The organism is Syntrophorhabdaceae bacterium (genome assembly GCA_036504895.1).
Taxonomy (GTDB): Bacteria; Desulfobacterota; Syntrophorhabdia; order Syntrophorhabdales; family Syntrophorhabdaceae; genus PNOM01.
This window is the reverse complement of the sequence record DASXUJ010000053.1, coordinates 1-13,558: the sequence shown is the minus strand read 5'-3', so window position 1 is coordinate 13,558 and position 13,558 is coordinate 1. Positions and strand designations below refer to the sequence as shown.

The 13,558-nt window shown below is 49.0% G+C and carries 9 protein-coding genes; 7 read left to right on the top strand and 2 right to left on the bottom strand.

From position 1 onward, the window contains the following. Positions 1-395: 395 nt before the first annotated feature. Together VGJ94_06795 and VGJ94_06790 are read right to left on the bottom strand one after the other, a co-directional pair. Complete coding sequence (locus VGJ94_06795) at positions 396-782, bottom strand: type II toxin-antitoxin system VapC family toxin (GenBank protein ID HEY3276312.1); 387 nt, start codon at positions 780-782, stop codon at positions 396-398. Further along, the gene (locus tag VGJ94_06790) at positions 779-1,012 is read right to left on the bottom strand and encodes a type II toxin-antitoxin system Phd/YefM family antitoxin (protein HEY3276311.1); all 234 of its coding nucleotides are present in this window, start codon (positions 1,010-1,012) and stop codon (positions 779-781) included. The genes VGJ94_06795 and VGJ94_06790 overlap by 4 nt, the downstream gene beginning before the upstream one ends. A 1,072-nt stretch (positions 1,013-2,084) precedes the next feature. Here VGJ94_06790 and VGJ94_06785 point away from each other — a divergent pair. From VGJ94_06785 to VGJ94_06755, 7 genes are all read left to right on the top strand, one after another. Next, the gene (locus VGJ94_06785) at positions 2,085-3,596 is read left to right on the top strand and encodes an HNH endonuclease signature motif containing protein (GenBank protein HEY3276310.1); all 1,512 of its coding nucleotides are present in this window, start codon (positions 2,085-2,087) and stop codon (positions 3,594-3,596) included. 23 nt (positions 3,597-3,619) lie between these two features. Continuing rightward, entirely contained in the window at positions 3,620-6,502 is a 2,883-nt protein-coding gene (locus tag VGJ94_06780) for an SNF2-related protein (GenBank protein HEY3276309.1), read from the top strand. A gap of 22 nt (positions 6,503-6,524) precedes the next feature. Beyond that, a complete protein-coding gene (locus tag VGJ94_06775) occupies positions 6,525-6,821 on the top strand; it encodes a nucleotidyltransferase family protein (GenBank protein ID HEY3276308.1) in 297 nt (98 codons plus the stop codon). Further along, positions 6,818-7,189, top strand: a complete 372-nt coding sequence (locus VGJ94_06770) for a DUF86 domain-containing protein (GenBank protein HEY3276307.1) — start codon at positions 6,818-6,820, stop codon at positions 7,187-7,189. Before VGJ94_06775 ends, VGJ94_06770 begins: the two co-directional genes overlap by 4 nt. Before the next feature lie 5 nt (positions 7,190-7,194). Beyond that, a complete protein-coding gene (locus VGJ94_06765; protein HEY3276306.1) occupies positions 7,195-8,892 on the top strand; it encodes a site-specific DNA-methyltransferase in 1,698 nt (565 codons plus the stop codon). 129 nt (positions 8,893-9,021) lie between these two features. Beyond that, positions 9,022-11,697 (top strand): DEAD/DEAH box helicase family protein, encoded by a 2,676-nt coding sequence (locus VGJ94_06760; GenBank protein ID HEY3276305.1) that lies wholly within the window; start codon positions 9,022-9,024, stop codon positions 11,695-11,697. Between the two features lie 188 nt (positions 11,698-11,885). Beyond that, positions 11,886-13,085 (top strand): HD domain-containing protein, encoded by a 1,200-nt coding sequence (locus VGJ94_06755; protein HEY3276304.1) that lies wholly within the window; start codon positions 11,886-11,888, stop codon positions 13,083-13,085. Positions 13,086-13,558: the final 473 nt, after the last annotated feature.

Here is a 13,558-nt window from a genome sequence, read left to right as displayed (position 1 = left end):
TAAGGGCGGATAAGGGCGGATGATGAAGAAGAAGTGCTAGTCGCCTGTCCGGACCTCGGACAGGCGACACTCTCACGCCCCGCAGGGCGGAAGAGTACCGGGGTGGCACCGTCGCCGCCCCGGTAAACCCATTATACTATCTTCTTCTATTGTTTTATGCCGTCATCCGCCGTTATCCGATTTTATCTGCGGCAAAAAAGGCCTCAATCAGTGGCCGGCTGAGCAATGACAAATCGCCTTTCCCCTGGAGTTAGCCTTGAAATATCGTTTTTTGATATTGATTTTTCAAGGTAAAATAACCGCGGGAGCGGTAATCTCGGTATAATCCTTACGCCTCAGTTCAAGATCAAAAGCTTAATTAGCCGCAGATAAAGGCCTTTGATTCGAAGGCCGGGTCACCAGAACGTTTTTACCTTATATTTTCTGATATCGGGGTCTTTCGTGATAATGGGCATTTTTTCGATAATCGATTGAGCGATTATAATGCGGTCGAAGGGGTCGCGATGGATTGGCGGAAGCCTCCCCACGTGAAGGACATGGCTCATCTGAATGGGGAGCGAGCGGACAGCATTTCGGGAAAGCTGATCGGGGATAAAGAGATCGGGCCTGTCGGCCATGTGAAGCTTGCCTATTTGCACTTTAATTGCTATCTCCCAGCCCGAAGCGGCGCTAAGATACAGCTCGTTATCCGGATTCGCGATTAGATCCGAGGCCCTTGGAGACAGTTCAGGGCTGTCTGTTATCCACCAGAGAAACGCATGGGTATCGAGAAGAAATATCATCCCTCGAAATCTCGAAGAATTGACTCCGGAAGAGGCTCATCGAAATCTTTTCCGATCACGACCCTGCCTTTCGCTGTTCCGGCAGTGCGTATTTGAGCCTTCTCACGCACGGGCACCAGGAGGGCCACTGGCCGTCCTGCTTTGGCGATCGTAATCTCCTCGCCTCCCTCCACCCGATTCAAAAGCTCCGACAGTCGTGTCTTTGCATCATGTACGTTTACCTTATTCATACTTGAAATATAAACTAAGTCAAGGCCTAAGTCAATTCAGTAAATTAAGAGAACTCTCGACACAACTGCCCGGGAGCTCGGGGGCGCTGCAGGGACTGGGAAAACGGGTCCCCAAGACTTCGGACAGGCAACACTCTCACGCCCCGCAGGGCGGAGAGTACCGGGGCGGCAGTGTCGCCGGCCCGGTAAACCCATCCTACTATCTTCTTCTATGGTTTATGCCTTCATCCGCCGTTATCCGCCTTTATCCGCGGCAAAAAAGGGCCCTATACTAGCCTTTACCGGTTTTTCTCTCAATTCATCTGCGGCTAAATTACGTCTCTAAAAAAAGGGGGGAGCTTCTTCAATGCCAAGGTTACATTGACAAAAGCTGTTTATAAGGCTACATTTGAAAAAGCGTATACAAACAAAATTAACGCAGGAGAGAAAGGCAATGGGAGACAAGAGCGAGAAGGACAAGAAAAAAGGACAGAAACAGAGTTCCGACAAACAGAAAGAGAAGGAAAAGAAAGCACAGGAGAAACAGCCTAAAAGAGCCGGTTAACGTTTAAAGGAGGAATTTCCTGAGGAAAGGGCCATCAGGAAACCGACTATAAATTATCCGAGCATGAGGCCCAGCACACAAAGAGTATAGCTGTTTCATAAATCAGAAGCCGTCTTGTTTTGTCCGTATCGGATAAATTACGATCTCTCAAAATATCGATAGTGCAGAGATATCAGCCGGTCCTTGATATCACAATTTAATAATTTAATGACTGTCCCTCACGGCATCAATTTAAATAACGTCACAAATGCCCCACGTCAGGCTGCCTGATTATATCCGGGAAATTCTCGTGTCAAGGGCTGATCCCTTTTGATTTTCCTGTATCGTCCTCACGAACCACCCATAAATGTGCTATGCTTGCGGCGACCAAACACCCTTTAAGCGGCTGGCCCTTGAGCCTGCCAGCATACCTCTATCGCCCAAGATATCGATTCAGTAACATCTTTTTGGCATTGTTAATAACCGGTAAACATGTGATTATATGTTTGTATAAAATCCACTGAATAAATTTGGGCGGAGGCAATCTATATGGCAATCACCATGAAGAGACAGCTCAATGATGAAGAAAAACAAATCATCCTTAATCGGCATGGTAGGGTTTGTTTTGCAACCGGTCATACCATAACCGATGCCGAAAAGGTGCATTTTGACCATATAAAAGCTCACTCCCTTGGCGGTTTCTCGGAATTGGATAACATCGCGCCTATGTGTGAATTCCACAACAAATCAAAAGGAATGCTGCCGCTGGAGGATTATAGGGTAAAATTGCGTTTGAAGGATTTTTTTTTGACGGGAGACCGCTTGACGTTACGCCATCTTCTGGAATACTTGAAGGAAAAAGGTGATCTTAAGACCTACGCTCAACCGGTGGATACCGAAATTCGTGGAAAAGATATTAAGTTATCGAACCATTCATTTGCAGGTAATTATTATATCCAAGAATGCCCAAGAACGGGGTGGAAGTACTTCTATGGTAATCTTCCCATGGAAATTCTGAATAGCGACGATGACGATGATGACAAGGTGGGTTTGCAGCCGCGTTACTTGATTTTGGAAAAAGTGTTTGAAATGTATCGCCACTTCCAGACTTATCCGGTTCTCCAACCTTCCATAGGCAGGGTCGTAAATAATAGAATTTTACTTTTTGATGGACAGCACAAAGCTGCAGCTCTTCTCTGGGGAGGAAGACGAACCTTTGAGTGCAAAATATATATTGATCCAGACGTGCGGGTTCTGAATCAAGCAAACATTTCAGCCCATGATAAGTTTGCCCAAACAAGATTTTTCTCGTCAATCATGATTCTTAAGCTCGGAAAACAATTTGGGAATGATTTTGAAGAGTATAAGAATCGCGAGGACATACAGGTGAAGAATGAAACAGGATTTCTCGAATTTCTTGAGCAGAAGGATGCATCTCTTACCAGAGCAGAGCGGAATAGGCGATTCAGAAGTTATCTATACAATTCAGTTCTGGACGACGAGAATAACAAGCTAAAAGATTTAATATCTGTAAGTAACCGAAGTTCAAACGAACAGCCCATAACGGTAGACATGTTGTCCAAGTCTATTTTTGCGTGTTTCTTGTATTCCGATCCTGTATCGGATGACATGCTTTCTGAAAAATATAAGAGAGAAGCAGAATTCAAGAACATTCAGGCTTTGATAAATCAAATTTACGATTTGGTATTATGTTCTTGGGACCAAAAGGCTGGTCCACACGACGAAAACCAAATTAGATTGGAACGACTTTTCTCATCGAAATCGATGATGGCTTGGTGTGAAATATTCCGTGATGCAGTATGCGCGAAACTCGATATTCACGACAGCGACGAAAAGGAGAAGCCATTCTATCGGGATTTAAGCGAAATGGATTTCGTGAAGATAAAGGCCATCCTGGAAAGGCTACTGCAGTGGCAAATGTGGAGGTCACCGAGGAGCAGTGAAATCGATACCGTAATTGCAGGTAACAAAAGCGCGATTAAGGAATGGTTCCGCAATAAAGGGTTGACGGTTGGTTTTCTCCTTGGCGCTGACATATAACTAAACCGGCTCTAATCGAACACATGCAGCTGACCCCCTATCACGCCAAATACTATGCTCACGAACTGACCAAGCGGTGCTCGTCGAACAGCATCGAGAAGCTGGCGGCGTCCCTTTCCGATGCCCAGGTTGACCTTAACCCTCACCAGGTGGAGGCCGCCCTCTTTGCATTTCGCTCCCCTCTCTCGAAAGGAGCTATTCTTGCGGACGAAGTGGGCTTGGGGAAAACCATCGAGGCGGGCATACTCCTGTCACAGAAATGGGCTGAGAGAAAGAGAAAGCTCCTCATCATCGTGCCCTCAAGCCTTCGCAAGCAGTGGAATCAGGAGCTGGCGGACAAGTTTTTTCTCCCCTCTCTGATACTGGAAACGAAATCGTTTAACCGGGAGATAAAAAAAGGGCATGTCAATCCCTTCGACCAGCGCGAGATCGTTATCTGCTCCTATCATTTCGCCCGGGGTAAAGACGCATATATCAAACAGGTGAATTGGGACCTTATCGTAATCGACGAGGCGCATCACCTGAGAAATGTCTATAAACCTACGAACAGGATCGCGAATACCATCAAGGCAGCGGTCGCCCATGCGCCGAAGGTGCTGCTCACTGCCACGCCCCTCCAAAACTCCCTCCTGGAGCTCTATGGCCTCGTGAGTGTCATCGACGATTACGCCTTCGGCGACCTAAAGAGTTTTAAGAGCCGGTATTCAAGACTCACAGGGGAAGAGGATTTCTCGGACCTGAAATCCAGGCTCAAACCGATCTGTCAGCGGACCCTTCGAAGGCAGGTTCTGGAATATATCAAATATACAAACCGCACTCCCATAACTCAGGAGTTCTACCCCACTGAAAACGAACAGCAACTCTATAATCTCGTATCCGAATACCTCCAGAGACCGAGCCTCTATGCCCTGCCTTCCGGTCAGCGGCAGCTGATGACCCTTATCCTGAGAAAGCTTCTTGCCTCCTCCACCTACGCGATTTCCGCCACCCTCGAGTCGCTTTCGAAGAGATTGGAAGCCATGGTGAAGGGATATGAAATACCGGCCACCCCCCTTGAGGAGTCTCTATTTCAGCATTTTGAGACCATTGAAGAGGTCGAGGACGAGTGGGCCGACGAGGAGGCCGAGGCACAGGCAGGTGAGGAAAGGCCCCAATATACTGAAGAAGATGTAAAGAATATGAGGGAGGAGATGAGTTCTCTCGCCGCCTTCCATGCATTGGCAAAATCCATCCGGAAGAATTCAAAAGGGGAAGTGCTGCTCACGGCTCTTAAGAAAGGATTTGTCCTGGCGGAGGAGAAAGGGGCTGCGAGAAAGGCGGTAATCTTTACCGAATCTACGAGGACTCAGGAATACCTGAAACAGATACTCGACAGGACGGAACATGCGGGTAAGATCGTTTTTTTCAACGGCTCCAATAATGATGCCGATTCCAGACGGATCTATAAAAGCTGGCTGGAGAAGCACGCAGGGACGGACCGGATAACCGGCTCGAAAACCGCCGACATGAGGGCCGCCCTCGTCGATTACTTCAGGGATGAGGCGGAGATCATGATAGCCACGGAGGCGGGAGCGGAAGGCATAAACCTTCAGTTCTGTTCTCTTGTGGTGAACTATGACCTGCCCTGGAATCCTCAGAGGATCGAGCAGAGAATAGGCCGTTGCCACCGGTACGGCCAGAAGCACGATGTGGTCGTGGTAAACTTTCTCAATAAAACAAATGCAGCCGATCAGAGGGTCTATCAGCTCTTATCCGAGAAGTTCGGCCTCTTTGAGGGGGTCTTCGGGGCGAGCGACGAGGTGCTCGGGACCATCGAATCCGGCGTCGATTTCGAAAGGCGCATCGCTCAGATTTACCAGGACTGCCGTACCGAGGAAGAGATACAGGGCGCCTTCGACGCCCTGCAGAAGGAAATGGAAGCTGAGATCGATGAGACGATGAATATTACGAGGCAATCCCTTCTCGAGAATTTCGACGAGGAAGTTCATGAAAAACTGAGGGTGAATCTCCGGGAAAGCAAGGACTATCTCTCACGATATGAGAACTGGCTCTGGGAGCTGACCCGTTATTACCTTGCCCCTTATGCGGATTTTTCTTCGGAGGACCATTCCTTCACGCTCCGGGAAAACCCTTTCCCTCAAGAGAACATCCACCCCGGGCCATACCGGATAGGGAAAAACATCGAAGATGCCAATATCTACAGGGTAGGCCATCCCCTGGCCCAGCATGTTATCGGCAAGTGCAGGTCTCTGTCGCTGCCCCACGAGGAGCTGACTTTTCACTATTCCACCACCCCGAAAAAAATATCTATACTGGAGCCTTTTATGGGCAAAGCAGGCTGGCTCTCCGTAATCAACCTCACGGTCAACACCTTCGAGTCCGAAGACGAGCTGCTGTTCTGCGGATTCTGCGATGACGGAGCAGGGCTTGATGCCGACACATGCCGGAGGTTTTTTTCCCTGCCCGTTACGATCAACCCGTGCGAGCTGTCGGTAAAAAACGGGGTTAGGGATCAGATCAATCAAATGACTGAAAGGCTGGAAGGCGAAGTTCTCCAGGCTATCGGTGCGCGCAATGCGGGATTTTTCGATACGGAAATGGGAAAGCTCGATAAATGGGCGGATGACGTCAAAAGCAGCCTTGAAATAGAGCTGAAAGAGCTGGACAAGGAGATCAAATTCAGGAAGACGGAGGCAAAGAAGCTCCCCGGCCTGGCTGAAAAAGTGGAAGCTCAGAGAGTTATCAAAGTACTTGAAAAAAAGAGAAACAGTCTCCGTATGAACCTCTATCAGGCACAGGATGAGGTCGATCTGAAGAAAGACCGGCTCATTGAAGAGATCGAAGCACGTCTGAAACAAAAGATTGAAAGAAAGGAACTCTTCCTGATAAGATGGAGGATAGGGTGATGCAGAATGACGGGAGGACGAGATGGCAGGGTCCCTTGATGAAGTAAAGGCGATCATTGAGAAAAACAAGGCGAAGCTTGCCGGAAGATACGGAATCAGAAGGATAGGGATATTCGGCTCTTTCGTGAGGGATGAGCAGCACAGGCGAAGCGACATTGATATTCTCGTAGAGTTCGAAGAAGTTCCCGGTCTCCTGCGGTTCGTTCATATAGAGGAGCATTTACGCCGGCTTCTTGGCAGGAAAGTCGACCTCGTAAGGCAAGAGGCGTTGCGCCCCGAGCTTAGGGAGCGCATCCTGAAAGAGGCCGTCTACATATGACCAGAGAGTATGGCTTCTTTCTCAGGGACATTCTGAAGGCCATCGACGATATCGGAAAGTTTATTGCCCACATGGACTATGCGGCCTTCCTGGAGGACGAGAAGACAAAGAGCGCCGTTGTCTGGAAGATTACGAATATAGGAGAAGCCGCCAAAAATATCCCCCAATCGGTAAGATCACGACACCGGTCGGTTCCCTGGAAGGATATGGCAAGAATGAGGGACAAGATTGCCCATCTTTACTTCGGGATTGACTATGCCCTTGTGTGGGGAGTGGCAACGAAAGAGCTGCCGGAAATCAAGCCCGAGATAGAAAAGATATTTCAAGACAGCCACGACGCCGGCCCCCATGGCGGCAATCATATGTGACCGCAGTGGCCAATAACAAGCAAAAGCTGGAATTGACGTGGATTGGAAAGGAGAACAGGCCGCAGCTGGAGCCGCGGATTCTTCTCGAAGACCCGGAGAAATCATATCATGCGCCGCAACGGGTGAGCGAGAAGGATATCTTCGACAACCGGCTCATCTTTGGGGACAACCTGCTGGCGCTGAAGGCGCTGGAGCAGGAGTTTGCGGGGAAGGTGAAATGTGTCTTTATCGACCCGCCGTATAACACCGGAAGTGCGTTTGAGCATTATGACGATGGACTGGAACATTCTATTTGGCTATCCCTAATGCGAGATCGTTTGATGCTCCTTGCGGGTTTGCTCACCTACGAAGGTTCTCTTTGGATCATGATTGACGACAACGAGGTCCATTATCTCAAAGTTATCTGCGATGAGCTGTTTGGAAGAACGAATTTCGTCGCTTCAATTATTTGGGAGAAAGCGGATTCTCCTAGGAATTCAGCAAGGCAGTTCTCTGCGGACCATGACTACATTCTTGTCTATTCAAAGAATCCAGATTGGGTTCCACGACGTTTGCCAAGAACCGAAGAGTCAAACTCGATCTATTCCAATCCCGACAATGATCCTAGAGGTCCGTGGTTACCGGGAGATCCTTATGCCAACAAACCTTACTCCCGAGGGCGATACTCTGTCGAAGGGCCGACGGGCAGGGAGTTCTCGCCGCCGCCCGGCCGCTTCTGGAGAATTTCGGAGGATAAGCTTAGGGAACTGGATGCTGATGGGCGTATCTGGTGGGGCCCCAAAGGGGACGCTAGACCAAGCATCAAACGGTATCTCAACGAAGTCTCTGATCTAGTAGTAAGAACCTTGTGGAAGAAAGATGAAGTAGGAAGCAATCGCAGCTCCAAGAATGAAATGAGAGTGTTATTTCCAGGAGAATCTTCTTTCGATACCCCGAAGCCTGAGAAGCTATTAGAGCGCGTACTTCAAATTGCATCCTCGCCCGGCGACATCGTCCTCGACTCCTTTGCCGGCTCGGGCACCACTGGTGCCGTGGCTCACAAGATGGGCCGCAGGTGGATCATGGTGGAGTTGGGCGAGCATTGCCACAGCCACATTATCCCCCGCATGAAAAAGGTTATCGATGGGGAGGACCCCGGCGGAATCACGAAGGCTGTTGACTGGAAAGGCGGGGGCGGGTTCCGTTATTTCCGCCTTGCCCCGTCCCTTCTCGAAAGAGACACATGGGACAATTGGATCATAAGCAAGGAGTACAATGCCGTCATGCTCGCCTCCGCCATGGCGAGGCACGAGGGCTTCACCTATAATCCCGACGACGCCTTGTACTGGAAGCAGGGAAGGTCTACCGAAAAGGATTACATTTTTACCACCACCAATTTTGTTACCATCGAGTACCTGGACCGCATCCACGAGGAGATGGAACCGGGCGAAAGCCTCCTGATCTGCTGTAAGGCTTTCCAGGAAGCCTGTGCCGACAGGCATGCCAATATCACGGTCAAGAAGATTCCAAAGATGCTTCTCGGGCGCTGTGAATTCGGCAAGGAAGACTACAGCCTCAACATCGCCGACATGTCTGTCGAGCCCGATTTCCCGGAAGCTGCATGTCATGATGAGGCAGAAGCAGAGTCGCCAAGAGCCGGGAGAAAGAAACCTCGCAATCAGCCCACACTTTTTGACAAGGGGGGAGGTAGCGGCGATGAGTGACCTTTCTCGGAATTGGCAAAACCTTTTTCCCAAAAATGAACACACTGCGTTCAAAATTGACGCGGACGAATTTTCGTCAGTGGGAGAGAGAAACCTTCGAAACAGAGATGAAGCTCCGGGGGGATGAGCATGAATAGGATCGCCAACTCCATCAGAAACCGGTTAAGCCTGCGTTCCCCACAGGAGGAAAGCCTCGCGATCCTCACAGACCTTGCCGACAGGCTCGCCCTTCAGAAGGGCGCCGATCTGGAGGCGGAGCTTACGAAGGTGAAAAGTCTCTGCCCCACCTGTTCCGACTTTGAGCGGACCTTTCCTTCGTTGTGCTTCGCTCTGGCGACAGGGGTGGGTAAGACCAGGTTGATGGGGGCTTTTATCTCCTATCTTTTCCTGGCCAAGAACATAAGGAATTTCTTCGTCCTCGCTCCCAACCTCACCGTCTACAATAAGCTCATCGAGGATTTCTACAATACGTCGAGTCCCAAATACGTATTCCAGGGTATCGGCGAATTCGTCCACAGGCGCCCCAGAATCATTACAGGTGACAATTACGAAGAGGCCCGCCAGGGGGAGCTGTTCAAATATGAAACCCACATCAATATATTCAATATCGGCAAGATCAACGCGGAGACGCGAAGCGGCAGGTCTCCCAAAATCAAAAGGCTGAGCGAATACCTGGGGGACTCCTATTTCAATTACCTCACAAACCTTGACGATCTGGTGGTCCTCATGGATGAATCCCACCACTACCGCGCGGACAGGGGCATGGAGGTCATCAATGAACTGAACCCCATTCTTGGCCTGGAGCTGACCGCGACCCCTCAGGTGGAGCGCAATGGCGGGGCCATCAAGTTCAAAAATGTGGTCTATGAATATTCCCTCGCGAAGGCCATCCGGGACGGTTTCGTGAAAGAGCCCGCGGTAGCCACAAGAAGAGATTTCGATCCGTCCCGCTACAGCCCTGAAGAGGTCGACAGGATCAAGCTGGAGGACGGCATCCGCCTCCATGAAGACACAAAGGTCGCCCTCGACACATTCGCGAGGAACGCGTCGGTAAATCCCGTCAGGCCTTTTGTGCTCGTGGTCTCCCAGAACACCGACCACGCGGGAAAACTAAAGGAGATGATTGCCTCGAAGGGTTTCTTTGACGGGAACTACGCCGACAAAGTCATGGAGATCCATTCCAACCAGACCGGCGGCGAAAAGGACGACAATATCGAGAGGCTCGTATCCCTTGAAAGCCCTCTCAACAAAATAGAAATTGTCATCCACGTGAATATGCTCAAGGAAGGGTGGGATGTGACCAACCTTTATACGATCATCCCGCTCAGGACCGCGGCATCCACGACGCTCCGCGAGCAGACTATCGGCAGGGGGCTCAGGCTGCCCTATGGCAAACTGACCGGCAACGACAAAGTGGATAAACTCACCATTGTGGCCCACGACAGGTTCCAGGAGATCGTTGACGAAGCCAATAAACCCGGTTCGATCATCAAAAGGGAAAACATCATCACCATAGATGAAGAAGAACTGAGTCGGCCGAAAGAGGCGATCACCGCGCCGACCACACTCGAACAAGGACTGGAGGAAGAACAGAAAAGGATCGATGCAATCGCCGAACCGGAAATAAAACAGAAAGCCCAGATCGGCCTCGATATGCGAAAGGTGATCCTCTCAACCCTCCCCGATATGAGCAGGTCGGTAAAGTGCATAGAGGAGTTGAAGAACGAGGAGATCAAAAAGATTGCCATTGAGAAGATAAAAGAGAAGATCACCTACGCCCCGCAGCCCTATCTGTTTGCCGCCGAAATGATGCGCGAGGTGGAGCAGGTCTATGAAGCCGCGGTAGAGGAATTCACCAAGAACATCATCGAGATTCCACGGATCATGATCCTTCAGGGTGAAACAAAATCAGGTTACCATGTGTTTGACCTCGATACACGGAGCCTCAACTATCAGCCCGTTTCAGAGGAGATCCTCGTAAAGAAGCTGAGGGAACAGGAAAACGGCCTCGATATAGTCATCGGAAAAGGCAGAATAGTCACGGATTCGCCGGGAAGAATCATTGTGAATGAGCTGATGAACTATTCCGAAATAGATTATGATACGCAATCGGACCTCCTGTTCAAACTGGCGGAAGAGGCTACGGGCAAGCTCGGTACATACTTATCCGATGAGGACGTCATGAACGTCGTCCAGTTCCACAAAAACGAAATCGGCCGGTATATCTATGCTCAGATGAGGGAGCATTTCTATCATGAATCACCTGTTTTTGAGACGCCGGTAGTAAAGCCCTTTTCGAGAATCGAAGAACATAATTTCTCCAAATACAGGTCTGACGCCATCCACCATTATACGGAGACCATAATTCCCACCAACGCCATCCCCACCCGAGTCTTCACCGGCTTCAGAAAAGCCTGCCACAACCTCTATAAATTCGACTCCAAGACCGAGAAAGACTTTGCCGTGATCCTGGAACAGGACAAGGAGGTCCTCAAGTGGCTGAGGCCTGCGGCACGGCAGTTCAGGATATATTGGAGCCACAATACGAGACAGTATAATCCCGATTTCGTCGCGGAAACGGGCGATGCAATCTACATGATAGAAACCAAGAAGGAGGGCGACATGGAGACCGCCGACGTACGTGAAAAAACGGCCGCCGCCCTTCATTACTGCGGGAACGCGACAAACTTTACCACCGGCAATGGCGGCAAGCCCTGGAAGTACGTACTGATCCCCCACAATAGCGTTTTAGTGAATATGAGCTTCAATACGTTGATGAAAAGATTCGGGCTAGCGGCTGTGTGATGGATTCTTCAGCGCAAAGAATTGTTGGAACGGCCGTAAATCTATAGAAACGCGGGGCTGTTTGAACGTGAGGCGATGAACGAATAGACCATGGTATCGAGATTATAAAAAATTGACTCTCCGTAGAACCTCTGACAAAAGGGCCTAACGTCTGCTTCAGGCTCATAAATATTTTAAGCGGGAAAGGAATGTTCAGCATGAAAAATTCTTCCGTATTTTCAAAGATTGTTATAAACAATGTGAATAGGGAAAGATGGGCCTTATCAAAGTATGCGTGCAGGAGTTCCAAAGGGATAAGAAAATATCCGGGAAGAGAACCGACGCCCGATAGAGAAAATATACGACCTATTTTCTTTCATGATACCGACAGGATAATTCATTCGCTCGCCTATTCAAGGTATATTGACAAAACTCAGGTATTTTACCTTTTTGAACATGACCACATTACTCACCGAGTTCTGCACGTACAATTTGTCTCGAAGATAGGACGCGTTATAGGGCGCTTCCTGAGGTTGAATGAAGATTTAATCGAGGCAATCGCGTTGGGTCATGATCTGGGTCACGTGCCCTATGGCCATGATGGCGAAAAGATTCTTGATACCCTCTGTAAGGAACATAGTTTGGGCTGTTTTTGTCACAACGCGCAGAGCGTGAAATTTCTTACCGAGATCGAAAAGGAAGGTGAAGGGCTTAATCTATCATTACAGGTGCTTGACGGAATATTGGCTCATAACGGGGAAATGGTAATGAAAGACTATAAGCCCGCATATGACAAGACCTGGGATCATTTTGAAGAGGAATTGAGCAACTGTTTTCGTGAAGATGGTTTCAGCGAAAAGATAGTACCCATGACACTGGAGGGTTGTGTCGTGCGTGTTGCGGATGTTATTGCCTATGTTGGCAGGGATATTGAGGATGCTATTACATTGAATCTGCTACAACGAGAAGATTTGCCAGATGAAATTACCGACGTCCTTGGCGACACAAACGACAAGATCATTAACAGACTGATCCTGGACCTGACGGAGCAGAGCTACAACAAAGATCACTTATCGTTTAGCGAAGAGATATTCCTCGCGTTAAAGGCTCTCAAGGACTTCAATTATCGGAGAATATATTTCGACCCGAGAATAAAAACGGAGAGTCACAAGATTGAAAAAATATATCGGTTGCTGTTCGAGAAATACTGTGAAGATCTGCAAAATAAAAATTCATCATCGGACATTTACAAAATGCCCTCGAAATATCGCAGCAACACCGAAGGCAAGCGCATGGTTGTCGATTTTATTGCCGGAATGACCGATGACTATTTTAACAATCAGTTTAGAGAATATTTTGTTCCGAAGACTTATGGGTATTCAGCAAGAAGCGAAGCGGTCAAAAATTAGAAATGACCATACGCATGTCGGTCTCCCTTATTCTCTTGCCCCCCTCTTGAGCCCACATTACCAGAAGGGCGGCATGGGAGAACGGGGTCAAATCTTTATTCTTGACAAAAGACGGCTCGGAGAGCCAAAAGTCAAGAATAAATAAAGATTTGACCTTACCTGATCCTGTAGTAATTGATATGTGCGGACACGGTCCGGGATAGCCATACCACGGGACACAAGGAGGTCCATCTGCTCTTCGATAGAAAGAGGGGGCTTTATCGTATTTCACGATAAAGCCCCCGAAAGAGTAACCCACCGGGTGCGCGTATACGGCCGAAGCCTGCAGAGGCGGGGCGGGTGTTGTTCAATATTTGCTTTAAAAGCCTATCAAACACATGTTTTATTGTCAAACTCTTTATTGAGGCTCCTTGCGACCCATCATGGCTTCTATCTCCTTGCATTCATGATGAGTTATTGTACCATAAGAGAGT

Coding starts and splice junctions, on each gene's coding strand:
- VGJ94_06795 (HEY3276312.1), bottom strand. CDS start 782: ATGATATTTCTTCTCGATACCCATGCGTTTCTCTGGTGGATAACAGAC.
- VGJ94_06790 (HEY3276311.1), bottom strand. CDS start 1,012: ATGAATAAGGTAAACGTACATGATGCAAAGACACGACTGTCGGAGCTT.
- VGJ94_06785 (HEY3276310.1), top strand. CDS start 2,085: ATGGCAATCACCATGAAGAGACAGCTCAATGATGAAGAAAAACAAATC.
- VGJ94_06780 (HEY3276309.1), top strand. CDS start 3,620: ATGCAGCTGACCCCCTATCACGCCAAATACTATGCTCACGAACTGACC.
- VGJ94_06775 (HEY3276308.1), top strand. CDS start 6,525: ATGGCAGGGTCCCTTGATGAAGTAAAGGCGATCATTGAGAAAAACAAG.
- VGJ94_06770 (HEY3276307.1), top strand. CDS start 6,818: ATGACCAGAGAGTATGGCTTCTTTCTCAGGGACATTCTGAAGGCCATC.
- VGJ94_06760 (HEY3276305.1), top strand. CDS start 9,022: ATGAATAGGATCGCCAACTCCATCAGAAACCGGTTAAGCCTGCGTTCC.
- VGJ94_06755 (HEY3276304.1), top strand. CDS start 11,886: ATGTTCAGCATGAAAAATTCTTCCGTATTTTCAAAGATTGTTATAAAC.